General features: G+C 71.1%; 22 protein-coding genes. 19 read left to right on the top strand and 3 right to left on the bottom strand.

From position 1 onward, the window contains the following. Positions 1 to 40: 40 nt before the first annotated feature. Complete coding sequence (gene mftR / locus I6J71_RS25790) at positions 41 to 679, bottom strand: mycofactocin system transcriptional regulator (protein WP_204089216.1); 639 nt, start codon at positions 677 to 679, stop codon at positions 41 to 43. Between the two features lie 95 nt (positions 680 to 774). Between mftR and mftA the strand changes: the two genes are divergently transcribed. The 9 genes from mftA (at position 775) to I6J71_RS25745 (ending at position 7,937) form a co-directional block, all read left to right on the top strand. Further along, on the top strand, positions 775 to 870 hold the full coding sequence (mftA, locus tag I6J71_RS25785) for a mycofactocin precursor MftA (protein ID WP_204089215.1): 96 nt from the start codon (positions 775 to 777) through the stop codon (positions 868 to 870). Next, positions 860 to 1,147 carry a mycofactocin biosynthesis chaperone MftB gene (gene mftB, locus I6J71_RS25780; protein WP_204089214.1) on the top strand — a complete coding sequence of 96 codons (288 nt, stop codon included), beginning with the start codon at positions 860 to 862 and terminating at the stop codon, positions 1,145 to 1,147. The genes mftA and mftB overlap by 11 nt, the downstream gene beginning before the upstream one ends. Further along, positions 1,147 to 2,331, top strand: a complete 1,185-nt coding sequence (gene mftC / locus I6J71_RS25775) for a mycofactocin radical SAM maturase (protein ID WP_204089213.1) — start codon at positions 1,147 to 1,149, stop codon at positions 2,329 to 2,331. Before mftB ends, mftC begins: the two co-directional genes overlap by 1 nt. Positions 2,332 to 2,333: 2 nt before the next feature. Then, complete coding sequence (mftE, locus tag I6J71_RS25770; protein ID WP_204089212.1) at positions 2,334 to 3,023, top strand: mycofactocin biosynthesis peptidyl-dipeptidase MftE; 690 nt, start codon at positions 2,334 to 2,336, stop codon at positions 3,021 to 3,023. Next, complete coding sequence (locus tag I6J71_RS25765) at positions 3,020 to 3,799, top strand: mycofactocin-coupled SDR family oxidoreductase (protein WP_204089211.1); 780 nt, start codon at positions 3,020 to 3,022, stop codon at positions 3,797 to 3,799. Before mftE ends, I6J71_RS25765 begins: the two co-directional genes overlap by 4 nt. Then, on the top strand, positions 3,796 to 5,217 hold the full coding sequence (mftF, locus tag I6J71_RS25760; protein ID WP_204089210.1) for a mycofactocin biosynthesis glycosyltransferase MftF: 1,422 nt from the start codon (positions 3,796 to 3,798) through the stop codon (positions 5,215 to 5,217). The genes I6J71_RS25765 and mftF overlap by 4 nt, the downstream gene beginning before the upstream one ends. Further along, positions 5,214 to 6,407 (top strand): pre-mycofactocin synthase MftD, encoded by a 1,194-nt coding sequence (gene mftD, locus I6J71_RS25755; protein WP_204089209.1) that lies wholly within the window; start codon positions 5,214 to 5,216, stop codon positions 6,405 to 6,407. Before mftF ends, mftD begins: the two co-directional genes overlap by 4 nt. 61 nt (positions 6,408 to 6,468) lie before the next feature. After that, a complete protein-coding gene (gene folP, locus I6J71_RS25750; RefSeq protein WP_239155434.1) occupies positions 6,469 to 7,281 on the top strand; it encodes a dihydropteroate synthase in 813 nt (270 codons plus the stop codon). After that, positions 7,278 to 7,937, top strand: a complete 660-nt coding sequence (locus I6J71_RS25745) for a hypothetical protein (RefSeq protein ID WP_204089207.1) — start codon at positions 7,278 to 7,280, stop codon at positions 7,935 to 7,937. Before folP ends, I6J71_RS25745 begins: the two co-directional genes overlap by 4 nt. A gap of 12 nt (positions 7,938 to 7,949) precedes the next feature. On the opposite strand, the gene I6J71_RS25740 is transcribed toward I6J71_RS25745, so the two are convergent. Further along, positions 7,950 to 9,095, bottom strand: a complete 1,146-nt coding sequence (locus tag I6J71_RS25740) for an NAD(P)/FAD-dependent oxidoreductase (RefSeq protein ID WP_204089206.1) — start codon at positions 9,093 to 9,095, stop codon at positions 7,950 to 7,952. A 213-nt stretch (positions 9,096 to 9,308) separates the two neighbouring features. Between I6J71_RS25740 and I6J71_RS25735 the strand changes: the two genes are divergently transcribed. From I6J71_RS25735 to I6J71_RS25705, 7 genes are all read left to right on the top strand, one after another. After that, positions 9,309 to 10,499 (top strand): cytochrome P450, encoded by a 1,191-nt coding sequence (locus tag I6J71_RS25735; RefSeq protein WP_204089205.1) that lies wholly within the window; start codon positions 9,309 to 9,311, stop codon positions 10,497 to 10,499. Continuing rightward, positions 10,489 to 11,850, top strand: a complete 1,362-nt coding sequence (locus tag I6J71_RS25730; protein WP_204089204.1) for a CapA family protein — start codon at positions 10,489 to 10,491, stop codon at positions 11,848 to 11,850. The genes I6J71_RS25735 and I6J71_RS25730 overlap by 11 nt, the downstream gene beginning before the upstream one ends. A 98-nt stretch (positions 11,851 to 11,948) precedes the next feature. Beyond that, a complete protein-coding gene (locus tag I6J71_RS25725; protein ID WP_204089203.1) occupies positions 11,949 to 12,905 on the top strand; it encodes an ABC transporter permease in 957 nt (318 codons plus the stop codon). After that, on the top strand, positions 12,902 to 13,807 hold the full coding sequence (locus tag I6J71_RS25720) for an ABC transporter permease (RefSeq protein ID WP_204089202.1): 906 nt from the start codon (positions 12,902 to 12,904) through the stop codon (positions 13,805 to 13,807). Before I6J71_RS25725 ends, I6J71_RS25720 begins: the two co-directional genes overlap by 4 nt. A 33-nt stretch (positions 13,808 to 13,840) precedes the next feature. Continuing rightward, on the top strand, positions 13,841 to 15,412 hold the full coding sequence (locus tag I6J71_RS25715; RefSeq protein ID WP_204089201.1) for an ABC transporter substrate-binding protein: 1,572 nt from the start codon (positions 13,841 to 13,843) through the stop codon (positions 15,410 to 15,412). After that, entirely contained in the window at positions 15,409 to 16,392 is a 984-nt protein-coding gene (locus tag I6J71_RS25710) for an ABC transporter ATP-binding protein (RefSeq protein WP_239153908.1), read from the top strand. Before I6J71_RS25715 ends, I6J71_RS25710 begins: the two co-directional genes overlap by 4 nt. Then, positions 16,389 to 17,372, top strand: coding sequence for an ABC transporter ATP-binding protein (locus tag I6J71_RS25705; RefSeq protein ID WP_204089200.1), 984 nt, complete (start codon positions 16,389 to 16,391; stop codon positions 17,370 to 17,372). Before I6J71_RS25710 ends, I6J71_RS25705 begins: the two co-directional genes overlap by 4 nt. Before the next feature lie 75 nt (positions 17,373 to 17,447). On the opposite strand, the gene I6J71_RS25700 is transcribed toward I6J71_RS25705, so the two are convergent. Beyond that, positions 17,448 to 20,012, bottom strand: a complete 2,565-nt coding sequence (locus tag I6J71_RS25700; RefSeq protein ID WP_204089199.1) for a CoA transferase — start codon at positions 20,010 to 20,012, stop codon at positions 17,448 to 17,450. A gap of 160 nt (positions 20,013 to 20,172) precedes the next feature. On the opposite strand from I6J71_RS25700, the gene I6J71_RS25695 reads away from it, so the two are divergent. From I6J71_RS25695 to I6J71_RS25685, 3 genes are all read left to right on the top strand, one after another. Further along, the gene (locus I6J71_RS25695) at positions 20,173 to 21,552 is read left to right on the top strand and encodes an MmgE/PrpD family protein (RefSeq protein WP_204089198.1); all 1,380 of its coding nucleotides are present in this window, start codon (positions 20,173 to 20,175) and stop codon (positions 21,550 to 21,552) included. Positions 21,553 to 21,672: 120 nt separating this feature from the next. After that, on the top strand, positions 21,673 to 23,292 hold the full coding sequence (locus I6J71_RS25690; protein WP_204089197.1) for a sugar ABC transporter ATP-binding protein: 1,620 nt from the start codon (positions 21,673 to 21,675) through the stop codon (positions 23,290 to 23,292). Beyond that, a complete protein-coding gene (locus I6J71_RS25685; RefSeq protein WP_204089196.1) occupies positions 23,289 to 24,305 on the top strand; it encodes an ABC transporter permease in 1,017 nt (338 codons plus the stop codon). The genes I6J71_RS25690 and I6J71_RS25685 overlap by 4 nt, the downstream gene beginning before the upstream one ends. The last annotated feature ends 3 nt before the right edge of the window (positions 24,306 to 24,308 follow it).

Genomic DNA, 24,308 nt, shown 5'->3' with positions numbered 1-24,308 from the left:
CGCCCGGCCGGGACGCCGCATTTCGGGTAGGGCGGACCCCCTATCGAGTGGGGTCCGGCTCGGTGACCAAGACGGTATCGGCGAAGCCGGCGGCCAGGGCTTTCATGGCGGCGTCCAGGTACAGGGTGAGGTCGGCGTCGGCGCGGGCTGACCAGCGTTCATAGGCGGCGCGGCACGTGGCGAGGACCGAGCGGCCGACCGCGAGGGGGAAGAGGGAGTCGGTGGGCTGGCCGGTGCGGTGGGCGACGAAGCCGGCGACGGCGCGTTCCCAGGCGTCGTAGTGGATGGTGGCGTTGGCTGCGAGTTCGGGGACGGTGCTGACCAGGCTCATGCGCATGCGCAGTTCCGGGACGTCCTCGGCGCTGTAGTGGTTGGCCTCGAGCACGGCGAGGCGCACCGCTTCCAGCACGGGCAGGTCCTCCGGCGACGCGGCGAGCAGCGACTGGATCGTGGCGACCTCGGTGTCGAACTCGTTCCACAGCACGTCGGCCTTGGTGTCGTAGTAGCGGAAGAACGTGCGTTTGGTGACGTGGGCGGCCGCGGCGATCTGGTCGACGGTGGTCTCGTGGAAACCCTGTTCGCTGAAGAGCCTGAGCGCGATGACTTCGAGTTCACGCGCGCTCGTGCCCGGCGGGCGGCCCCGGCGGGCTTCGTGTGGAGCGGGGGAGTCGGTGGTCATGCGAACCGTCCGTCGGAGGTCTTGTCTTTCGTCACGTGGTGACGTTACTCTGCCGGATATTCGTCACGTGGTGACGAATATCGAAGGAGGATCCGATGAGCGAGGACACCACCGAAGTCGAAACCCCCGAGGTGGCCGAAGACCTGCTGGTCGAAGAGGTCTCGATCGATGGCATGTGCGGTGTCTACTGACACCTCGCCGTTCGAGCTGGACGGCGCCTGGGAGCTGGATGCCCAGGTGTCCGTTCGGCCCGAGCGGTTCGGCGCGCTGCTGTACCACTTCGGCACGCGCCGCCTGTCCTTCCTGAAGAACCCGACGCTGCTGGCCGTGGTGCGGGCGCTGCCCGAGCGCCCGAGCGCCCGAGCCGCGTGCGCCGAGGCCGGGGTGCCACCGGCGCAGCTGCCGCGCTACGAAGGTGCCCTGGCCACGCTGGCCCAGTCGCGGATGATCCGCCCGAGGAGTGTGTGATGTCGCTGGTGGAGGAGTTCCAGTACGGGCTCGACGCGCCGATCTGCCTGACGTGGGAGCTCACTTATGCCTGCAACCTTTCGTGCGTGCACTGCCTGTCCTCGTCCGGGCGGCGGGATCCGCGGGAGCTGAGCACGGCCGAGTGCAAGGCGCTGATCGACGAGTTCGAGCGCATGCAGGTGTTCTACGTGAACATCGGCGGCGGCGAGCCCACGGTGCGACCCGACTTCTGGGAGCTGGTCGACTACGCGACCGAGCACCACGTCGGCGTTAAGTTCTCCACCAACGGCATCAAGATCACCGACGAGGTGGCGGCCAAGCTCGCCGGGAGCGACTATGTCGACGTGCAGATCTCCCTCGACGGCGCCACCGAGGAGGTCAACGACGCGGTGCGCGGGCCGGGCTCGTACCGCACCGCGCTGCGTGCCATGGAACGGTTGCGCAACGCGGGTTTCGCCGACTTCAAGGTGTCCGTTGTGGTCACCCGGCAGAACGCCGGGCAGCTCGGCGCGTTCAAGGAGATCGCCGATCGCTACGGCGCGCAGCTGCGCCTGACCCGGTTGCGGCCCTCGGGCCGCGGAGCCGACGTGTGGGACGAGCTGCACCCCACCGCGGCCCAGCAGCGCGAGCTGTACGACTGGCTCGTCGCGCACGGCGAGAACGTGCTGACCGGCGACTCGTTTTTCCACCTCGCGGGGTACGGCGACGGCGGGCTGCCCGGGCTGAACCTGTGCGGGGCCGGCCGGGTGGTGTGCCTGGTCGACCCGGTCGGCGACGTCTACGCCTGTCCGTTCGCGATCCACGAAACCTTCCTCGCCGGCAACATTCGCGACGCCGGGTTCGCCGAAGTCTGGCGGGAGTCCGAACTGTTCACCGAGCTGCGCAGCCCGCAGACCGGCGGTGCGTGCACGTCGTGCTCGGCGTACGACTCCTGCCGCGGCGGCTGCATGGCGGCGAAGTTCTTCACCGGCCTGCCCCTCGACGGCCCGGATCCCGAGTGCGTGCGAGGCCAGGGGGAGCTCTCGCTCGCCGGCGTCGCGCCGGGCAGCGCGCCGAAGCCATCGCTGGACCACTCGCACCGCAAGGGCCCGGTCCCAGTGACGATCGGCATGCGCCGCCCACCCGAGCGAGCGTGCGACGAGAGCCCGCTCAGCGCCGAATTCGCCCGGCGCGGCGGACGCTGACGATGCACCTGTCCGACCTGGCGTTCCCGGACGTCGCGCGGCGCGCGGCGGCCGGAGCGATCCTGGCTGTCCCGATCGGGGCGACCGAACAACACGGGCCGCACCTGCCGCTGAGCACGGACACCGACATCGCGGTCGCGCTGTGCGAAAACCTCGCGAAAGGGCGACCGGACGTCCTCGTGGCTCCGGCTGTGCCGTACGGGTCCAGCGGGGAGCACGCCGGGTTCGCCGGCACGGTGTCGATCGGGCGAGCCGCGACGGAACTGCTGCTGGTCGAGCTGGGCCGCTCGGCGACGGAGACGTTCAGCGGGGTGCTGTTCGTCTCCGCCCACGGCGGCAACGCCGAACCCGTCGGCCGGGCTGTGGCCACGCTTGTCGCGGAATCCCGGGATGTGTCGGTGTTCCAGCCCCGCTGGCGCGGTGAACCCCACGCCGGTGCGGCGGAGACCGCCCTGCAGCTGACGCTGCGCCCGGGTGCCGTGCGCATGTCCCACGCGGTTGCCGGAGACCGGCGCCCGCTCCACGAGGTCCTGCCGCTCCTGCGCTCCGGCGGGGTGCGGGCGGTGACGGACACGGGCGTGCTGGGGGATCCGACGAACGCGACCGCCGAAGACGGCGCGGTCCTCCTGAAAGACCTCGGTACACAGCTGCTCGCCCACGTCGAGGCCTGGCTCCCGGCGGTCGCGCCGTGAGCCCGCGCGTCGCCCTCGTCACCGGCGCCGCGCGCGGCATCGGCGCGGCCACCACTCGCAGGCTGGCCGAGCAGGGCTGGGCGGTCCTCGCCGTGGACCTCGCCGCCGACGACCCCGCACTGCCGTACCGGCTGGGCACAACCGCGGAACTGTCCACCGTGGCCGATCACCCGAACGTCGTCACGCATGTCGCCGACGTCCGCGACCGCGCGGCGCTCGCGGCCGCCGTGGCCGAGGCCGAGAAGCGCTGGGGTGGCCTCGACGCGGCCGTGGCCGCGGCGGGGGTGATCGCCGGCGGGCGGCCGTTGTGGGAGGTGCCCGAGGAGCAGGAGGACGCTGTGCTCGACACCGATCTGCGTGGCGTCGTGAACCTCGCTCGCGTGACGATCCCGGCGCTGCTGCGTCGCCCGGCGCCGCGGTCCGGGCGGTTCATCGCCGTGGCGTCGGCCGCGGCGACGCGCGGGCTGCCGATGCTTGCCGCCTACTGCGCCGCCAAAGCCGGCGTCGCCGGTCTGGTCCGCGCGCTCGGGGTGGAACTGGCCGACTCCGGGGTGACCGCGAACGCCGTGAGCCCCGGGTCCACCGACACCCCGGTCCTCGCCGAGAGCGCCCGGCTCTACGGCCTGCCCGAGGCCGCCGCGTTCGCCCCGCAGCAGCCGATGGCGCGGCTGCTCGACCCGGACGAAGTCGCCGCCGTGGTCGCGTTCCTCGCCGGCCCGGACAGCAGCGGGATGACCGGTTCGGTCGTGCCCGTGGACGGAGGGCTGGCCCTGTGACCGCACCGCTGCCCGACGGGTTCCGCGTCGAGCCCGACCCGGACGCGAAGCAGCTGACCGAAACCCTGTGGTTCGGGGGCACCCCGGCTCGGGTGCTGCGCCTGACCGAGGCCGGGCGGAAAGCCTGGCGCACGCTCGAAACCAGCCCGGTCGGCTCGCCGGCGACCGGCGCGCTCGCCCGCCGGTTCACCGACGCCGGCTTGGCCCACCCCGTGCCGCCACCGCCGGAGGGCCCGCCGGACGTCACGATCGTCGTCCCGGTGCACGACCGTGCCGCCGAACTCGCGCGGTGCCTGGGCGCGCTCGACGGGCGCCACCCGGTGCTGGTCGTCGACGACGCTTCCGCCGACCCCGCCGCGATCGCCGCCGTGGCCGCCGGACACGGCGCGAAGCTGGTGCGGCGCGCCACCAACGGCGGGCCCGCCGCCGCGCGCAACACCGCGCTCGACCACGTCACCACCGAGCTGGTCGCCTTCCTCGACAGCGACTGCGTGCCGAGTCCGGAGTGGACGGACCGGCTCGCGGCCCACTTCGCCGACCCGCTGCTCGCCGCGGTCGCGCCCCGGATCCACCCACTGGCGCCGGACAGCTGGGCCGGGCGCTACACCCGTGCGGCGGGCAGCCTAGACCTCGGTGACCGGCAAGCGCGCGTCGCGCCCGGGACGCGTGTGTCCTACGTCCCGACTGCCGCGCTCGTGGTCCGCCGCTCCGCCCTGGAGACGGTGACCCGGGGCGGCGCGGTCTTCGACTCGGCGATGCGGGTCGGCGAGGATGTCGACCTCGTCTGGCGCCTGCACGACGCGGGCCTGCGCGTGCGCTACGACCCCTCCGTCCGCGTCGGCCACGAAGAACCCACCACGTGGCGCGGTTTGCTGTCCCGGCGGTTCCGGTACGGCACGTCGGCGGCACCGCTGGCCCGGCGCCACCCCGGTGCGATGGCGCCCCTGGTGCTGCACCCGTGGCCTGCGGTGACCGTCGCGGGGCTCCTCGCACGAGCCCCGCTCGTCGCCGCCGCCGGGTTCGCCGGCGCGGTGCTGAGCATGCGGAAAACCCTGCGGGCGGGCGACATTCTCACCACCGGGGTCTCCCGCGCGATGGGCACCGCCGTGCACCAGACGTGGCTCGGCACGGGCCGCTACACCACGCAGTTCGCGGCCCCGGCCCTCGCCGCGCTGCTGGCCTTCGGCGGCCGCCACCGGCTCGCCGCCGCGTCGCTGCTGCTCGGCCCCCCGCTCGCCGGCTGGTACACCCGCCGGCCCGGGCTCGACCCGCTGCGCTACAGCGCCGCCGCGGTCGCCGACGACATCGCCTACGGCGCCGGCGTCTGGGCCGGTTGCCTCACCCACCACACGGCAGTGCCGCTGCGCCCGCGGTTCGCCTGGCGGCCCCTCCGGATCGATCGTAAGGAACGACGATGAGCAACACCTGGTTCGAATCCGTCGCCGAAGCCCAGCGCCGGGCCAAGAAGCGACTGCCCGGGTCCGTCTACTCGGCACTCATCGCCGGTTCGGAAAAGGGCCTGACGTTGCAGGACAACCTCGGCGCCTTCGACGAACTCCGCTTCGCCCCGCGCACCGCCGGTCATGCCGCGCGGCGTGAACTCGCCACCACGGTCCTCGGCCGCGACGTGTCGTTGCCCGTCCTCATCTCGCCGACCGGGGTCCAGGCAGTGCACCCCGAGGGCGAGATCGCGGTCGCCCGCGCCGCGGCCGCGCGCGGCACGTCGATGGGCCTGTCCTCCTTCGGCAGCAAGCCGATCGAAGAGGTGATCGCCGCGAACCCCCACACCTACTTCCAGGTCTACTGGACCGGCACCCGCGACGACATCGTCGGCCGCCTCGACCGCGCCCGGGCCGCCGGCGCCGCCGGCATCATCCTCACGCTCGACTGGTCGTTCTCCCACAGCCGCGACTGGGGCAGCCCGCACATCCCCGACAAGCTGACCCCGCGGGAACTGCTCCGGTTCGCCCCCGAAGGCATCCGCCACCCGCGGTGGCTCTACACCTACGCGCGCACCCGCCGGCTGCCCGACCTGTCCGTGCCGAACATGGCCCCGCCCGGCGGATCGGCGCCCACGTTCTTCGGCGCCTACGGGCAGTGGATGCAGACCCCGCCGCCCAGCTGGGACGATGTGGCCTGGCTGCGGCAGCAGTGGGACGGGCCGTTCCTGCTCAAGGGCGTGATCCGCGTCGACGAGGCTCGTCGCGCCGTCGATGCCGGGGTCAGTGCGATCTCAGTGTCCAACCACGGCGGCAACAACCTCGACGGCACGCCCGCCACCATCCGCGCCCTGCCCGCGATCGCCGACGCCGTCGGTGACCAGGTGGAAGTGCTGCTCGACGGCGGCATCCGCCGCGGCAGCGACGTCGTCAAAGCCCTCGCGCTCGGCGCCCGTGCCGTGCTCATCGGCCGCGCCTACCTCTGGGGCTTGGCCGCCGGCGGTCAAGCCGGCGTCGAGAACGTGCTCGACGTCCTGCGGAACGGCATCGACTCGACGTTGCTCGCCCTCGGCCATCGCTCCGTCCACGACCTCGGCCGCGACGACGTCGTGGTGCCCGACGGATTCACGCGCACCTTGGGTTCCGATGTTCCCGCCACCACTCGCTGAGCGCGCGCCGGTCGTGCTCCGGCTGGGAAAGCACGAGTTCACCGGGGACCGGTTCCTGACCATGGCGATCGTCAACCGCACCCCGGACTCGTTCTACGACAGGGGCGCGACCTGGGAGGAGCAAGCCGCCTACGACCGGGTGCGGCAGGTCGTCGCCGAGGGCGCGGACATCGTCGACATCGGCGGGGTCAAGGCGGCGCCCGGCGAAGACGTCACGCCCGCCGAAGAGATCCGCCGGATCGTCGACTTCGTGGGGAACGTGCGGGCCGAGCACCCCGGTGTGGTGATCAGCGTGGACACCTGGCGGTCGGAGGTGGCGCGCGAGGCCTGCGCAGCCGGCGCCGATCTCATCAACGACGCTTGGGGTGGCTACGACCCGGAGCTGGCCGCGGTCGCCGCGGAAGCCGGTGCCGGACTGGTGTGCACCCACACCGGCGGAGCCCGGCCCCGAACCCGGCCCCACCGCGTCGACTACGCGGACGTGGTGGCGGACGTCATCGAGTACACGACGGCGCTCGCCGACCGCGCCGAGGCGCTCGGGGTCGACCCGGCCGGGATCCTCCTGGACCCCGCGCACGACTTCGGCAAGAACACCTGGCACTCGCTCGAGGTGACCCGGCGGCTCGGCGAGCTCGCCGAGCTGGGCCGGCCGCTGCTCGTGTCGTTGTCCAACAAGGACTTCGTAGGCGAGACGCTGGACCTGCCGGTGGGCGAACGGCTCACCGGCACCCTCGCCGCGACGGCGGTGTGCGCGTGGCTCGGCGCCAGGGTGTTCCGCGTGCACGAGGTGCCGGAGACCCGCGCGGTGCTCGACATGGTCGCGACGATCCTCGGCGTGCGGGCACCGAGCCGGACCGTGCGGGGGCTGGCGTGACGGATGCGTTCCTGGGCGCGGTGCTGTGCCCCCACCCGCCGTTGCTGCTGCGGGAACTGGCCGGGCAGCAGGACCCGATCGCCGATCTGCGGGCCGCGTGCCGGCTGGCGGTGGCGGACCTCCTCGGCTGGGGTCCGGACCGGATCCGGGTCGTCGGGCCGAGCTGTCCGGACGAGCCGAGTCCGCCCTGGAGCCTCCGGGTCGCGCGCCGCCTGCTGGCTGAGGCGGGGTGGTCCGGGGACTTCGAATGGCACCCGGTTCCGAGCACCGCGACCGCGGCCGAGTGCGATCGGATCGCCGCCGGCGTCGCTCACCCCGCAGGGCGCACGGCTCTGCTCGTGATGGCGGACGGCAGTGCGAGCCGCACGCTCAAGGCACCTGGGTACCTGGACGAACGGGCCTTCGCGTTCGACGACGCCATCGTGCGCGCCGTGCGCACGAACGATCCTGCGGCGCTCACCCGGGTGGACGCCACCTTGGCCGAAGAGCTCCGAGCGCAGGGCCGCGCGGCGCTGCACGTCCTGGGCGCCGCCGTGCGGTGTGCGACGAACCGGCCGCGTGTTCCGCGGGTGCACTACGTCGGCGATCCGTTCGGGGTCTTGTACCTCGCCGCGACGTGGGCCTGCGAAAGTGGGGAACCGGGAGACCCGGCGTGACGGCGGAGCCGGTCAGGCGGCCGGCTCCCCCGCGAGGACGTCTTTGCGCCAGGCGGCGACGAGCTTGGACTGGTCCACGCCGAGGGCGGCGGTGAGCCGGCCGGCCGGGTCCGTCCACCGGACCGTCCAGCCCTTCTCGTACCCGTCGTCGATCGTCATCGTGTCACCCGGGTCGTGGTGGCCGACGTACTCGATGCGGTGCCCGAACTGGTCGCTCCAGAAGTACGGGACGGGGTCGTGCGCGAGACGCGCGGCGTCGCCGTGCACGATGCCGCTCGCGACCACGGCGGGCGCGGTGTAGGCGTCGTCCCAATGCTGCACGTCCATCCGGCGGCCGAAGCGCGGGGACCACCAGGCCGCCGCGTCGCCGAGCGCGTACACGTCGGCGTCGGCGGTGCGCAGCCGCTCGTCCACGGCGACGGCGGGCAGCAGTTCCAGGCCGCAGCCGCGCAACCAGTCCGTGGCCGCGCGGACACCGATGCCGGTGACCACGACGTCGGCCGGGACCACCTCACCGCCCTCCAGGTGCACGCCGTCCGGCTCGACGGCGGTGACCCGGGTCGAGGTGCGCAGCGTGGCCCCTTCCCACCAGCCGGCGAAGCGAGCGCCGACGACCGCGCCGAGTGCCTGCGAAAGGGGAGCGGGGTGGAACTCCAGCCCAGTGACGGTGCAGCCCTTCCGCAGGGCGGCGTGGGCGACTTCGGCGCCGATCCACGACGCGCCGACCACGACCACGCGGGCACCCTCGACCAGCCGGTCGCGCAGCGCGGCGGCGTCCGCGTCGGTGCGCAGGGTCAGCTGTTCACCCGCCCCGGGCAAGCGCACGGGCGCGGCACCGCTGGCGACGACGAGCTTGCCGAAGCCGATCGGTCCGTCGCCGGTCACGACCTCGCGGCGGGCGAGGTCCGCCGATTCGACGCGGGTCCCCAGCCGCAGCTCGATCCCGAGCTCCTCGTAGTCCGCCTTCAGCGGCTTGGATTCGCGCCGTCCCGCGATGACGGCCTTGGACAGCGGTGGCCGGTCATACGGGGGCGAGGTTTCCTCACCCAGCAGGACAATCCTTCCCCCGTAACCGATCTTGCGGAGCTCCAGGCACGTGCGGCTCCCGGCGAGGCCAGCTCCGACAACGACAACGGGACTGTCAACAGGCTCGTTCACGGTCGTCAACATAACAGTTGACAGCAGTGGTGGCGAGTGCGACTCTGGCGTCGGGTGCGAGTCGACGATGACCTAGTACTTGAGGAGAATGTCCCCATGACGCAGGCCCCTGAGCCGGTGGAGGGTTCGCAGCGAGCGGACGGTTCGCAGTGCCCGTTCGCACGGGCCAATACCATTCAGGACATCGCCAGGTTGCTGCGGTCCAGGACCGCCGTGACGCACGATCCCTACCTGTTCGCGAACTACAAGGAAGACCCGGTCAACGGCGAGATCAACGTCCGCGAGTTCCTCGGGGCTTCGATGATGTACGTGGAAGGCGACTCGCACCGCACGCGGCGCAAGTTGCTGAACCCGTTGGTCCGAGCCGACGCGCTCTCCAGCATCCGGGAAGACGTCGTGCTGCCCGAAGCCGACCGGTTGCTCGCGCTGCGCCTCGCCGAGCCCGGACCCGACGGCAAAGTCCGGTTCGATCTGGTCGAATTCCTCGAGCGGGTCTTCGTCCACTTCACCGCCAAGCTCATCGGCCTGGTCGGCATGGACACCGACGAGCGGATCGCGCGAATGGTGTCCTTCGCGGGGCCGATCGCCGCGGGGACGAGCTCGGGCTACCTCGAGGACCGTGACGCGGTGAACGAGAAGGCGCTGGACGCCAAGGCCCGGTACGTCGCGGAGTTCTTCCGGCCGTCGCTGGAGTGGCACAAGGAGCAGCGGCGCCGCATCGACGCGGGGGAGATCGCGGAGACGGACGTCCCCGACTGCCTCCTCAAGATGGCGGCCGCCGGCCTCGCTCCGGAGTGGACGGACGAGGACAAGCTGATCGTCGAATCGACGCTGCTGTTCGCCGCTTCCGTCGGCACGAGTACCCAGTCGGTGATCCAGACCATCGACCTGCTCCAGGGCTGGTTCATCGACCACCCGGAGGACCTCGAGCGCAGGACGGACCCGACCTTCCTCCTCCACAGCCTGCAGGAGATCATCCGCATGCGGGCGCCGTTCGCGCCGTACCAGACGCGGTTGTCGCTGGAGGAGAACACCCTCTCGGACGGCACACCGATCCACCCGAACCAGGAACTGCACATCGAGTACGTCCTGGCCAACCGGGACCGGGAGATCTTCGGCGCCGACGCCGACGAATTCAACCCGAACCGGCCGGCTCCCTCCGACGGCACCCCGCGGTACGGCGTGGGTTTCGGCCTGGGGGCGCACCAGTGCTACGGCCTGCGCGTGGTCGTGGGCAACGACGGCAAGGGCGGCGCGCACGTCGAGCTCCTGCGCAAGCTGCTGGCGGCGGGCGTTCGCCCGGATCCGGACAACCCGCCGGTCGGCCTGAAGAAGGACATGAGCAAGTACTTGGGCGAGGACATCCCGCGCTACGTCAAGTACTTTGTCGTCGTTGACCGCTGATCCGTGCTACCGGCTCGCGGTCACCGGGGACGTCATCCTGAACACCCGCGTGTCGAGGTGCCGTGAGCCGGCGGTCGTCGCCGCGCTGGACCTCTTGCGCGGCGCGGACGTCACGCACGCGCACCTGGAAATCCCGCTGCACGACTTCGACGGTGAGGACGTGTTCCCCGCCGCGGAAGGCGCGCTCAGCTGGATGCGCGGGCCGACGGTGGTGGCCGACGAGCTGCGGGCGCTCGGGGTGGACCTCGTGTCCACGGCGTCGAACCACGCGCTCGACCACTCCTACGGCGGGCTGCGTTCGACGATCGAGGCCCTCGACGCACGAGGGCTTCCGCACGCCGGGACCGGCGCGGACCTCGCGGCCGCCCGCGCGCCGGCGTTCGCCGACACCGCGGTGGGGCGCGTCGCACTCGTTTCGGCGACGTCGTCGTTCCCCGCGTTCGCGCGCGCTGGCGCGGCGAGGAGCGATTTCCCCGGGCGGCCGGGGGTCAACCCGGTGCGCTACCTCGATGTCGTCGATCCGGCGACCGCCGACCGGTTGTGCGCCCTGGCGGGTGCGCTGGGCCTGTGGGCCGTCCGTGACGGCGACGAGTTCGTCGTGCACCCGCCAGGCCTGCACAACTCGATCCGGCGCTTCCGGGTCGTGCCCGGCCAGGAGACGCCTTCCACGGTGTGCGATCCCGAAGACCTCGCCGGCAACCTCGAGTCGCTGCGGTACGCGGCGTCAGTCGCGGACTTCGTCGTGGCGCACCTGCACGTGCAGGCCTGGGACGCCGCGGACGGGCGGATGTCGAGCACGCCGGCGTTCGCCCGTGAGTACGCCCACGCGGCCGTGGAATCCGGCGCCGCACTCGTCCTCGTCCAGGGTTCGCACGCGCCGATGCGCGGGATCGAAGTGGTCCGGGGCGTGCCGGTGCTCCACGACCCCGGTCCGTTGTTCCGGCTGGGCCGCCGCGAACCGCAGCCGCACGACTTCTACACCCGCTGGGGCAACGACTCCCGCGTGCGTTCGTTCGACGCGGGCCTGCTCGACGCGTTCGGCGCACGGGACACGACCACGAGCGGCAAGACCGTGCTGAGCCCGGCCGAAGGGAACGACCACCGGCCGGGGTTCGTCCTGCCCGTCTGCGAGGTGGACGCCGTCACGCACCGGGTGCGGACGGTCGAGCTGCACCCGATGACGTGGAGCCGCGCGAGCCGTGCCACGACGGGTTTTCCGGCCGTGGCGAGCGATCCGACCGGCCGGGCGGTGCTGGACCGGATGGTGGCGCTGAGCGAACCATTCGGCACGAAGATCACCGTAGAAGCCGGGATCGGCCGCGTCGACCTGTGGAGTAAACGTTCTCGTTGACTACTGTCAACGCGATTATTGACTCCGCTTGCGGCCGCCGGTTACCGTGGGCGCCGTGACCTCGGCAGAGTGGCCGAGCAGAGCGTTCGGTGGATCGTGTGAACATTCGAGCGAAGAACTTTCTCCGACGGGCCTGGCCGGCGATTCCGGTGCTCCTGCTCGTCCCGTTGGCGGCGACCGCGCTGACCGACCTCATGCCGGGCGACCCGGCGGCCGCCATCCTCGGAGACCGCGCGAGGCCGCAGGACATCGCCGCGGTCGACCAGCAGCTCGGGCTCGACCGGCCGCTGCCGGCGCGGTACTTCGACTGGCTCGGGCACGCGCTCAGCGGTGACCTCGGACGGTCGATCGGCAGTCGTGTCCCGGTGTGGCAAGAGATCAGCCAGCGCCTTCCGGTGACGGCCCAGCTGGCGGTCATGGCCCTGGTGTTCGCGGTGGTGGTCGCTTTCCTCCTGTCGATCTACTCCGCGTCCCACCCGGGACCGATCGACCGCATCGCCACCGGAACCTCGGCCGGGTTGATGTCGGTCCCGCCGTTCGTGGTCGCGATCGCGCTGTCCTACTTGGCCACCACGACGGGTGCGTTGCCGCCGCTCGGGTGGGTTCCGCTTTCGCGGGACGCGTATGAGAACCTGCGGCACGCCTTGGTGCCGGCTCTGGTACTGGCCATCGCCGAGATCCCCGTCTTCCACCGCCTGCTGCGGGCCGACATCGTGGCGACGCTGCAGGAGAACTTCATCCTCAACGCGCGTGCCCGCGGGCTGCCGCGCCGGTACATCATGTTCCGGCACGCCTTGCGACCTTCGCTGTTCTCGGTGCTCACCGTGGCCGGGATTTCCTTCGGCCGGCTGCTGGGCGGCACGGTCATCGTGGAGACCATCTTCTCGTTGCCGGGGCTCGGTGCGCTCGCCGCCCAGTCGATCTACAGCAAGGACATCCCGACCATCCAGGGGATCGTGGTGTTCGTCGCGGCGCTCTACCTCGTGATCAACCTGCTGGTCGACCTAGCGTTCGGCATCCTCGACCCGCGGGTCGCGACCGGGAGCCGGGCATGACCCGATCGGAGGCGAGTGACGTGACCTTGCCGATCCCTCCGGCGGAAGTGGCCGACGCCGCGACGGATCAGTTGCCGCGCAACGGGAAGAAGCGTCCGCGAGTCACGCTCGTGCTGGCGGTGGCGTGGCTGGGAGTCGTCGTGTTCTTCGCTCTTTTCGCCGGTCTGTTGCCGCTGGCCAGTGTCGCGACGCCCGTGGGCGACAGCGGACAGCTCCCCGGCGGGGGCGGGCAGCTGCTCGGCACCGACGGGCTCGGCCGGAGCATCCTGTCCCGCCTCGCTTTCGGCGGCCGGATCTCGCTCGCCGTCGGCGTGATCGCGACGCTCGCCGGGCTCACCGCGGGATGCCTGCTCGGGCTGGTTGCCGCGTACTTCAAGGGAATCGTCGGCACCGTGGTCGACATCCTCGCGAACACCGTGCTCGCCATTCCGCCCCTGGTGTTCCTGCTCGCCGTCGCGGCGGCGGTCCGGCCGAGCCTGTCGACGCTGGTGTTCAGCCTGGCGCTGCTCAACCTCCCGACGTTTGCGCGGCTGGCGAAGGCCAATGCGCTTTCCGTGATGACGCGGGACTACGTGCTCGCCGCGCACGCGATGGGCGCGAGCCACCGCCGGGTGCTCTTCCGCGAAGTGCTCCCCGGGCTGATCCGGCCGGTCGCGGCGTATGCGGTGGTGGTGATGGCGACGATGATCGTCGCCGAAGGATCACTGAGCTTCCTGGGTCTCGGCGTGCCCCCGCCCGCCCCGAGCTGGGGCGGGATGATCGCGGAGGCGAAGACCGATATCACGATCTACCCGTGGCCGGTGTTCGCGCCGTGCCTGGCCATCTTCTTGACCGTCTTCGCGCTGAACGTCGTCGGTGACCGGCTGCAACGTCGTTTCGCGCTCAAGGAGTCCGTGCTGTAGCGGCAGAGGACCGACGCCCCGGAAAGAGGAACCATGAGCAGGAGTTCAAGAGCGGTTCGCAAGATCGCCGCGATCGCCGTCGCCCTCGTTTCGGCCGTGAGCGCCGCGGCGTGCGGAACGTCGGCCGGCGAGGGCGGCAGTGGGGCCGGCGGTGTCGCCACGAACGGCGGGTCCATGACCTTCGTGGCGCAATACGAGACGACCACCATGGACCCGCTCATCACCTACGTGCAGTCGACCAACGACACCTTCCGCACGGAGGCGATCTTCGACCTGCTCGCCTACACCGACACGACCGGCAAGGTGGTGCCGCGCATCGCGCAGAGCATCACCCCCGACACCACCCACACCGTGTGGACGATCAAGCTCCGTCCGGGCGTGCAGTTCAGCGACGGCACGCCTTACGACGCCGCGGCGGTGAAATTCTCCATCGACCGTGACGCGGTCGAGGCGAACCACTCGACGCAGTACGCCGTGGCCAAGGACCTGAAGTCCACTGTGGTCGATCCGCTGACCTTGCGGATCACCCTGCCTTCGCCCAACGCGCAGTTCGACCAGGTCGTGTCCCAGAGCTTCTCGCTCGTGCCCTCGCCGACCGCGGTGAAGAAGGAAGGCAAGGACTTCGGCCAGCACCCCGTCGGGGCCGGTCCGTTCGTCCTGCAAGAATGGGTCAAGGGTGACCACATGAGCTTCACCCGCAATCCGCACTACTGGCAACCGGGTCTGCCGCACCTGGACTCCGTGACGTTGAAGGTCGTCGAGGACCCGCAGCAGGCCACCAACTTCCTGCTCTCCGGTGAGGCGCAGCTGTTCGAAGTGCAGCACACGAGCACGCTCGCCGCCGGCGAGAAGGCGGGCCTGCAGTCGGTGAAGACGGCGGTCAACGGCGGAGACGGGCTGTACTTCAACACCCGCCGCGCCCCGTTCGACGACCCGCGCGCCCGGCAGGCCGTGGGCCACGCGCTGGATCTGAGCGAACTGGCCAAGGTCGTCTACCACGGGTTGGTGAAGCCCCCGAAGAACCTGTTCGCCACCGGTTCTCCCTACTACGACCCGAAGTACGACTACCCGGCGCCGGACAAGGCCAAGGCGCAGCAGCTGTTCGACGAGCTCGCAGCCGAGGGCAAGCCCGTCGACTTCACCTACGTCACGACGTCGGGTGCCGAGGACGTCAAGCTCGCCCAGTACGTGCAGAGCAGGCTCGCGACGTTCCGCAACGTGACCATGAACATCGACACGCAGTCCGGTGCCGAACGGATCCAGAGCTACCGCACCAGCAACTTCCAGATGACCACCGGCGCGACGTTCTTCCTCAACCCCTACCCCGTGGCCCAGTCGACGTTCTCGACCGGCGGGGTGCTGAACTACCCGCTCTACTCCGATCCGGACGTCGACGCCGCGCTCGCCGACGCGGTGACGACGACGGACGAGAGCCGGCGCAAGCAGGACTACGACACGTTCCTCCAGCACTACACCCAGGACCTGCCGACCCTGCCGACGCAGGCCACCGAGCTCGGCGTGCTCTTCACCGGCGACGTGGCCGGCGTGCAGACCTTCGAACTCGGCTGCACGCCGTTCTGGGAGCAGATCGGGTCCAAGAAGTGAGCGCCGACCTGCTCGAGATCGACGAGCTGGGCTGCTCCCTGCCTGTGCGCGGCGAATGGCGTGCGGTGCTCGACGGTGTGTCGATGTCGGTGGGTGCCGGGCGGACCGTCGGCATCGTGGGGGAGTCGGGCTCGGGGAAGTCGATGCTGACGCGCACCGTGCTGGGGCTCGCCCCGGCCGGCGCGCGGGTCACCGGGAGCGTGCGGCTCGCGGGCGAGGACATCACCTCACCGGGCCCCGCGGTGCAGCGCCGCCTGCTCGGTGCGCGGATCGCCGTCGTCTTCCAGGACCCGATGACCGCGCTGAACCCGGTGGTGCGCATCGGGCGGCAGCTGACCGAGCCGATGCGCTTCCACCTCGGGCTCGATCGCGCGGCGGCGCGCGCCCGTGCCGCGGACCTGCTCGCCAAGGTCGGCGTCCCCGACCCCGACCAGCAGCTGCGGCAGTACCCGCACCAGCTGTCCGGCGGGATGCGCCAGCGCGTGACCATCGCCGCCGCGCTGTCGTGCGACCCCGAGATCCTGTTCGCCGACGAGGCCACCACCGCGCTCGACGTGACGGTGCAGAAGCAGATCCTCGACCTGCTCACGGAGGTCCAGCGGGACCGGGACATGGCTCTGGTGCTGATCAGTCACGACCTCGGGGTCATCGCCGGGCGCACCGACGACGTCTTCGTGATGTACGGCGGTCGGCTGGTGGAGCGCGCGCCGACCGAAGTGTTCTTCACCCGGCACCGGCACCGCTACAGCGCCGCGCTGGTCGACTCGATCGTCCGCCGCGACCACCCGCGGCACGGCGAGTTCCGCACGATCCCGGGCCGGCCACCGGTGCCCGGCACCGTCGCCGGCTGTCCGTTCGCCCCGCGCTGCCCCGCGGCCGGCGACGAGTGCCGGGAGTCGGCCCCGCCCCTGCACCAGGACACCGGGGACGCGAGGCTGGCCCACCGCTGTCTCCACCCCGTGAACGGTGATCCCGCATGACGGCCGTCGACCACCTCCGCCCGGACACGCTGCTGAGCGCCGAGCGGCTCGTCCAGCGGTTCAAGGTCCCGGAGGGCGTGCTCGAGGCCGTCAGCGACGTGAGCTTCGACGTCCGGGAGGGGGAGACGCTCGGTGTCGTCGGCGAGTCGGGGTGCGGCAAGTCGTCCACCGGGCGCGCGGTGCTGCAGCTGCCGAGGCCGACGTCCGGGACCGTGTGGTTCGCGGGCCGCGACCTGACGCGTGCCACCGACGCCGAGCTGCGCGAAGTGCGCGCCTGCCTCCAGGTGATCTTCCAGGACCCCACGTCGGCGCTCAACCCACGCCGGCGGGTGCGGGACGTCGTCGGTGAGGGGCTGGTGGTCCGCGGAGTAGAGCGCGCCGAGATCGGCCGCCGCGTCGACGAGGCGCTCCACCGCGTCGGCCTGGACCCCGCCACCGCCGGGGAGCGGCGGCCGCACGAGTTCTCCGGCGGCCAGTGCCAGCGCATCGCCATCGCGCGCGCGATGGTGCTGCGCCCGCGGCTGATCATCTGCGACGAGCCGGTCGCCTCGCTCGACGTCTCGGTCCAGGGGCAGGTGCTCAACCTCCTGGAGGGCATGCGCGCCGGGGACGGGCTGTCGCTGGTGTTCATCTCGCACGACCTGGACGTGGTGCGCGCGATCAGCGACCGGGTCGCGGTGATGTACCTGGGCAAGATCGTCGAGATCGGCGAGGCCGACTCCGTGTTGCGGCGCTCGCGCCACCACTACACGCGGACGCTGCTCGACGCGGTGCCCGAAGTGGACGGTGCGGGCCCGGCCGCGGCGGCTGCCTCGGATCGCCGAACCGGCGAGGTTCCCTCGGCGCTGCGCCCGCCCTCCGGTTGCCGGTTCCGCACTCGCTGCCCGTACGCCGAAGCGCGGTGCGCCGCGGAGGTGCCGGCTCTGCGGCGCGTCGGTGAAGACCACCACGTTGCCTGTCATTTCCCGGCGGAGCCCTGATCCGCTTGTCGCGAGATCGGACGGTCGGCGTCGAACCCGGGCGGCCTCCCGGCACCACCGGGAGGCCGCCCGGGCTCAGATGACCCCGTCGTCGGCGAGCCGGGCGATGCGGCGCTTGTCCATGCCGAGCAGCTCTCCGAGCACCCATTCGTTGTCCTCGCCGTAACACGGCGCACCGCGGTTGACGGCGCCGCCGATGTGCGCCGGCGTCGCGGCGAGCTTGACCGGGAACTCGGCGAGCGGCCAGCGGCCGATCTTGGTGCCCTCGACCTCGGTGAGCCACCGCAGGTGGGCCAGTTGCGGGTCCTGCTCGACCCGGTCGCCGGCGGTCTGGCAGACGCCGGCGGGCACACCGTGCGCTTGCAGCCGCGCCATGAGGGCGTAGCCGTCCTGCGTGCGCGTCCACGCCTCGACGTGGTGGTCGAGGATGTCCTGGCAGTCCAGGCGGGATTCCAGCGTGGGGAATTCGGCAGTCCAGTCCTCGTCGATCAGCGCGGCCAGGGCCTGCCATTCGGCGGTGGTGGTGCACGCGATCGCGATCCACCGGTCGTCCCCGGCGGTCCGGTAGATCGCGTGCGGCGCGGCGGAGCGCTGCGGGGAGTGGTTGCCCGTGCGTGACCAGGCGCGTCCGAGGGCGGACCACTCCAGGATCGCGCCGCCGGCGACGAAGATGCCCGATTCGGTCTGCGAGGCGTCGATCCACTGGCCTTCGCCGGTGCGTTCGCGGTGCAGCAGCGCGGACAACATCGCCGTGGAGAAGCTGTACGCGCCGATCCAGTCCAAGTAGGAGTACCCCCACCCGGCGGGCATGGCCGGGTTCGGCAGGCCGGACATCTCGGTGACGCCCGCGAGCGCGCCGGCGATCGGCCCGACGGCGCGCAGCCGGCCGTACGTGCCGGCAGTGCCCATTCCGGACTGCTGCGCGTAGATGATATCGGGCTTGATCTTCCGCAGCTCGTCCCAGCCCAGCCCCCAGCGGTCCAGGACGCCGGGGGAGAAGCCCTCGGCCACGATGTCCGACATCGCGATGAGCCGCTTGGCGATCGCCAGCCCTTCGGGGTGGCGCACGTTGAGTGAGAGGCCACGCTTGCCGGGGTTCTTGTTGTTGAACTGGCCGCCCATGTCGGGGTCGCTCACGCCGCGCAACGGCGCCACCGCGGCTTCGCGGGCGGCGCGTCCGCCCTCGGGCGCCATCGCGGCCATCCGCGTGTCGGGGTTGGCCTTCCACTCCACTTTGATCACTTCGGCGCCGAGGGCGGCCAGGAAGCGGGTGCCGCCCGCCGAGGCGAGGAACCAGCTGAAGTCGAAGATCCGCACGCCCGAGAGCGGCATCGGCCTCTGGTGAACCGAAAGCGGAGCCGGAACGGGTGCGGGATAACGCGGTGCGGTCAGGGCCGGCGCGCTCGGTGTGGCCAGCGTTGCCTTGATCGCCTCGGTGTCTTCACCCAGCAGCGGTGCGCGGCGCCCGGGCACGAAGTCCGGACCGGTCGAGACCCATTTGCTGACCGCGTACGTGAACGAGCGGCCCAGCTCCGGGTGTTCGACTTCCGCGAAGGTGCCGCGAGCCCGCCAGTGCGGGTCCAGCGCGTTTTCGTGGGGCAGGCGGATCGGCGAACAGACGATCCCGGCGTCCTGCATCTCCAGCCACGGCAGGGTTTCGTAGCTGTGCTTGCGGACGAACCGCTCGACCAGCTCGAGAACCCGGGTGGTGCGCTCACCGACGGCGTTGCTGCCGGGGATGTCCCGCGTACCGGTGTCGGCGGCGCCTTCACCGAGATCGCTCACCACCCCCCGCGCGGCGAGGAAGTCGATGATCTGTGCCTCGTTCTTGGCGCCCATGGGCACGGTGATCAGGTAGCGGCCGTCCTTGGTCTGGGCGAGCGTCACGACCGCGGAGACCTTCTCGGCCGCGTGCCGGCAGGTCTGGCGGTTCAGCGGACTGCGCCGCATGACCCAGTTCATGAGGTCGAGCTCGGTGCTCTTCGCGACCGCCTCGTGCACGGCGCAGGAGAGGTACTGGCCCTCGCCGGTGCGGGACTGGTGCAGGACCGCGGCGAGGACGCCGATCAGCAATTGCTCACCGGCGATCAGGTACGAGTGCCACTGCGCCGGGGCGATCGGTGGCAGGTCGTAGAAGCCGTCGGGCCGGGGGTCGTAGCCGCAGTTCATGACCGGGCCGCCAAGGGCCAGGTGGACGAGGTCGTTGGCGCGGAAGCCGGCCCACGGACCGTCGTCGCCGAACGGTGTCATGCGGGCGAAGACCAACCGGGGGTTCGCCGCCAGCAGGGCGTCTTTGCCGAACTCCGGCAACGCCGCGTACACCTCGTAGTCCGAACCCGACACCAGCAGGACGTCCGCGCGGGCGATCAGTGCCCGCAGCGTGGCCACGTCGGCCGGCGAGGCCGGATCGGCCACGATCGACTGCTTGCCGCGGTTGTGCTGCCAGAAGAAAACCGACTTCTCGGGGTCGGGGCCGTTGCCGAAGAACGGGCCGATCCGTCGCGTCGCGCTGCCGGCCGGCGGCTCCACCTTGACCACCGAAGCGCCCAGGCTCGCCAGCGAAAGCCCCGTGTGCGCGGCCTGTTCGTCCGCGATCTCGACGACCCGAAGTCCTTGCAGCACACCAGCGTCCGTCACCATGCAAGTCACGGTACAAGCGCCGATATGGCCAGTCAACGTGAGTGTGGACGGGCGGATCGGCTGCTGTCACCGGAATGCAACACGAGTGTTGACGTCACGCGCGGTCGCGGGCTAGCGTCCCTGGTCACTGACGCGTGTCGGACGAGGCGAAGGAAACCCAATGGCTGCCCCCGTTGTGGATGTCGAACGGAACACCATCACCCGCCGGATCTCGGAGTACCTCGTCGGTCTCCGGTACGACGATCTCTCGGACGACGTCACGGACATCGTCAAGATCTTCACCCTCGAGGCCATCGGCCACATGGTGCTGGCCCACGCCCAGCCGGTGAGCCGGATGCTGGTCGGGTACGCACGCGAGCTCGGTGCGACGCAGGAAGCGCAGATCTTCGGCGGTGGCTTCAAAACTTCGGTGGCCGAGGCCGCGTACGTGAACGGCTCGCTCGCCCACGCCGATGAGCTCGAGTCATACGGCACCGTGCCGGGTTCCGGGCTCGTCCCGCCCCTCGTCGCCGGGCTCACCGTCGGCGACTTCACGAATGCCTCCGGGCGCGAGTACCTCACCGCGGTCGTCGCGGGCATCGAGATGCAGGGGCGCCTGGGCCTGTCCGGCATCGGCGCCTGCGACCGGGGGTTCATGGGCATTTCGCTCGTGGGCCCGGCCGCGGCGGCGGTCACGGGCGGGCGCCTGCTCGGCCTCGGTGCCGACCAGCTGCAGAACGCTCTCGGCGCCGCGTTGCCGCTGGGCAACGGCAGCATCCGGGGCTGCGGCTCGATGGCGCACGTGCACGAAGCGGGTGTCCCCATCCGCTCCGGCGTCTTCTCCGCGCAGCTGGCCGGCCGGGGGTTCACCAGCTGCGCCGACTTCCTCGACGGCGCCCACTCGTGGGGGATGCAGTACGCGGGGGTCGACGGCGCCCGTCCGTACGACGAGTCCAAGCTCCTCGAAGGCCTGGGGGAGCGGCTCTTCGTCCAGACCGCCGGCATCGCACCGAAGCGGTACGGCTCCTGCGGTCTCACGCACCAGACGATCCACGGAACCATCGAGCTCATGCGCGAGAACGACCTCCGTCCCGACGACATCGCGCACGTCGAGCTGATCGTCCCGCCGTGGGCCGACCGCGTGGCGCCGTTCCGCGAGCCGGTCAGCGGAGAGCAGGCGAAGTTCAGCATCCGGCAGGGGGTCGCGGGTCTGCTGGTCGGCGGCATCCCCGAGCTGCCCTACACCCACGCGTTCGACGACCGGGCCGCCCGCGACCCCCGGTACGTCGAGGCTCGCAAGCGGGTCACCGTGACCGTCACCGAGGGCGAGAGCGTCCGCGCGTTCGCCGACCAGACGGTGAAGGCCACCCTGACCGACGGGCGGGTGCTCACGAAGGTGGTCGGGAGCCTCGAGGACACCGGCTACACACTCGACGAGCGGATCGCGATGTTCAAGAACACCGCGCAGCGCCTGGGCGGCGCCAAGGCCGAGCGGATCGTGGACGTCGTGATGGACCTCGAGAACCACACGATCGGCGAGATCGCCGCCCTGACCGACTGAGCGCCCGCGCCGGCGGGAACGCGGCGAGTCCCGTCGTCGACGACGAAGTCGGCGTGCGGTCCGGTATTCGACATCCCGAGGTCTCGTGCACCACACAACGACGTGAGGACGGTCCACCCTGTGTCGAACGCGAACGCCGAGTCCACGGTGCCGGGACTCGTACCGCTTCACCCGGCAGCCGTGGCGAAACCACCCGAAGCGGCGCCGGCCGTCGTCCGGCCGCCGACGCTGTCCGTGCGGAACCTGAGCAAGGCCTTCGGCTCGACCCAGGCGCTCTGGCCGCTGGACCTGGACATCCGGGCGGGAGAGATCCACGCCCTGCTCGGGGAAAACGGTTCGGGCAAGTCCACCTTCATCAAGTCGCTGTCGGGCTACCACACCGCCGACACGGGCCGGGTCGAAGTCTGCGGCGAGGTGCTGAGCCTGGGCTCGGTGAAGTCGGCGCACGACCTCGGCTGCCGCTTCGTCCACCAGGACCTGGGTCTCATCGGGACGGAGACGGTCCTCGACAACCTCTGCGCCGGCGGCTCGTACCGGACGGTCTTCGGCACCATCAGCGGCCGGGCGAACCGGCGGGCGGCCGTGGCCGACCTCGCTCGCGCCGGTGTCGCCATCGACCCCATGCGCCGGTTGTCGACCCTTTCACCCGCCGAGCAGACCGCCGTCGCGGTGGCCCGCGCGCTGCGGTCGGACGACGGCGCCGAGCCGAAGCTGCTGGTGCTGGACGAGCCGACCGCCCGGCTCCCCCAGAAGGAAGTCGCGCAGCTGCTGGACACCGTCCGGGCGGTGGCTCAGGCAGGCGTCGCGGTGATCTACGTCAGCCACCGCATCGACGAAGTGCTCGAAGTCGCCGACACCGCAACGGTCCTGCGCGACGGACACAAGGTCGCCACCCGCGACGTGAAGGAACTGGACCGGCGCGCGCTCGTCGACTTGCTCGTGGGCGACGCCCTGGACGACGTCGACGTCTCCTCGCACGTCGCCCCGGCGGCCGACGCCCCGGTGCTGTTCTCAGTCGAGTCGCTCAGCTCGGTGGAACTGGACGACGTCTCGTTCGCGGTGAAACGGGGCGAGGTCGTCGGCATCGCCGGCATCACGGGCTCGGGGCGGGAGTCGATCCTGGCCACCGTTTTCGGGGAGCTGCCGCGGGTGGCCGGATCCGTGCGCGTGAGTGACACGGGAATCGCCGCGGAGCGACCCGACCTGTCCATCCGCGCCGGGGTGGGGTACGTGCCACCGGACCGCAAGATCCGCGGCTCGATCGCCGGCTTTTCGGCGCGCGAGAACCTGGTGCTCGTCGACCTGACGAGGCACTGGAAGTTCCCGAAGATCGGCCGCCGCGGTGAACACGCGGAAGTGATGGGCTGGTTCGAACGGTTCTCGGTCCGGCCCGGCGACGACGTCGACCGCCCGCTGTCGGCTTTCAGCGGCGGGAACCAGCAGAAGATCCTCTTCGGGAAGTGGCTGCGCACCAACCCGCGTGTGCTGCTGCTCGACGAACCCACTCAGGGCGTCGACATCGCCACCAAGGCCGAACTGCACAAGCAGATCCTGGCCGCCGCCGACGACGGTGCCTGCGCGGTCATCAGTTCCTCCGATACCGACGAACTCATCTCGGTCTGCCACCGCGTCCTCGTCATGCGGCACGGGCGGATCGTCGAAACGCTCACGGGAAAGGACAAGACAGTGGCCAACCTGTCTCACGCGGCGTTCGGGACAGCGGAGGAGGGCGGGAAATGAGCCGCCTCGGCTTGGACCGCTTCAGCGCCCTGTACCTGGGCGCGATCTTCATCGTCACGTTCGGCCTGTGGACCCCGGACCTCTTCCTCACGATGTCGACCGTCCAATCGATCGCTTCGGCGCAGGCCATCGTCGCGATCATGGCGATCGCCCTCATCGTGCCCCTCTCCGCCGGCGTCTTCGACCTGTCGATCGGCGCGGTCGTGAACCTCTCGGCGGTCATCGTGGCGATCCAGCAGGAGCGCAACGGCTGGGGCATGTGGGAGTCGATCGCGCTGGCGGTCGCGGTCTCCGTGCTCGTCGGTGTGGTGAACGCCTTCATCGTCGTGAAGCTGCGGGTCGGCTCGTTCATCGCGACGCTGGGCACCGGAACCGTCATCGGGGCGGTCCAGGTGATCGTGTCGAACCAGACGCAGCCGCTGCCGCCGACCACCCCCGGGTGGGCCGAGCTCACCCAGACCGAAGTGGGCGGCTTCCAGGTGATCATCGTGTACTTGCTCGTGATCGCGCTGTTCTTCTGGTGGCTCCTCGGCCACACCCCGCTCGGCCGGCGGCTCTACGCCATCGGCGGCAACCCCGACGCGGCCCGGCTCTCGGGGGTCAAGGTGGAGAACCACATCTGGTTCTCGCTGATCGTCTCGTCGGCGTTGTGCGGGGTCGCCGGGGTCCTGTACTGCTCGCTGTCGGGACCGTCGCTGACCTTCGGCGCGGCGCTGCTGCTCCCCGCGTTCGCGGCGGCGTTCCTCGGGTCGACGCAGCTCAAGCCGGGCCGGTTCAACATCTGGGGTACGGTGATCGCCGTCTACGTCCTGGCGATCGGGATCCAGGGTCTGCAGTACGTCACCGGCGTGCAGTGGCTCGGCGACATGTTCAACGGCGTGTCGCTCATCGTGGCCGTCGGTTTCGCGTCGCTCTCCCCGCGCATCCGGGCCAGGCGGATGCAGCGGGCGGCGGTCGAGGAACGCCTCAAGGCCGCCGAGAACGAGCCGGCCGCGAACCTCGTCTCCCGCTGAGCG

It is taken from the genome of Amycolatopsis sp. FDAARGOS 1241 (genome assembly GCF_016889705.1).
Taxonomy (GTDB): domain Bacteria; phylum Actinomycetota; class Actinomycetes; order Mycobacteriales; family Pseudonocardiaceae; genus Amycolatopsis.
This window is presented reverse-complemented; position numbering and strand designations above follow the sequence as displayed.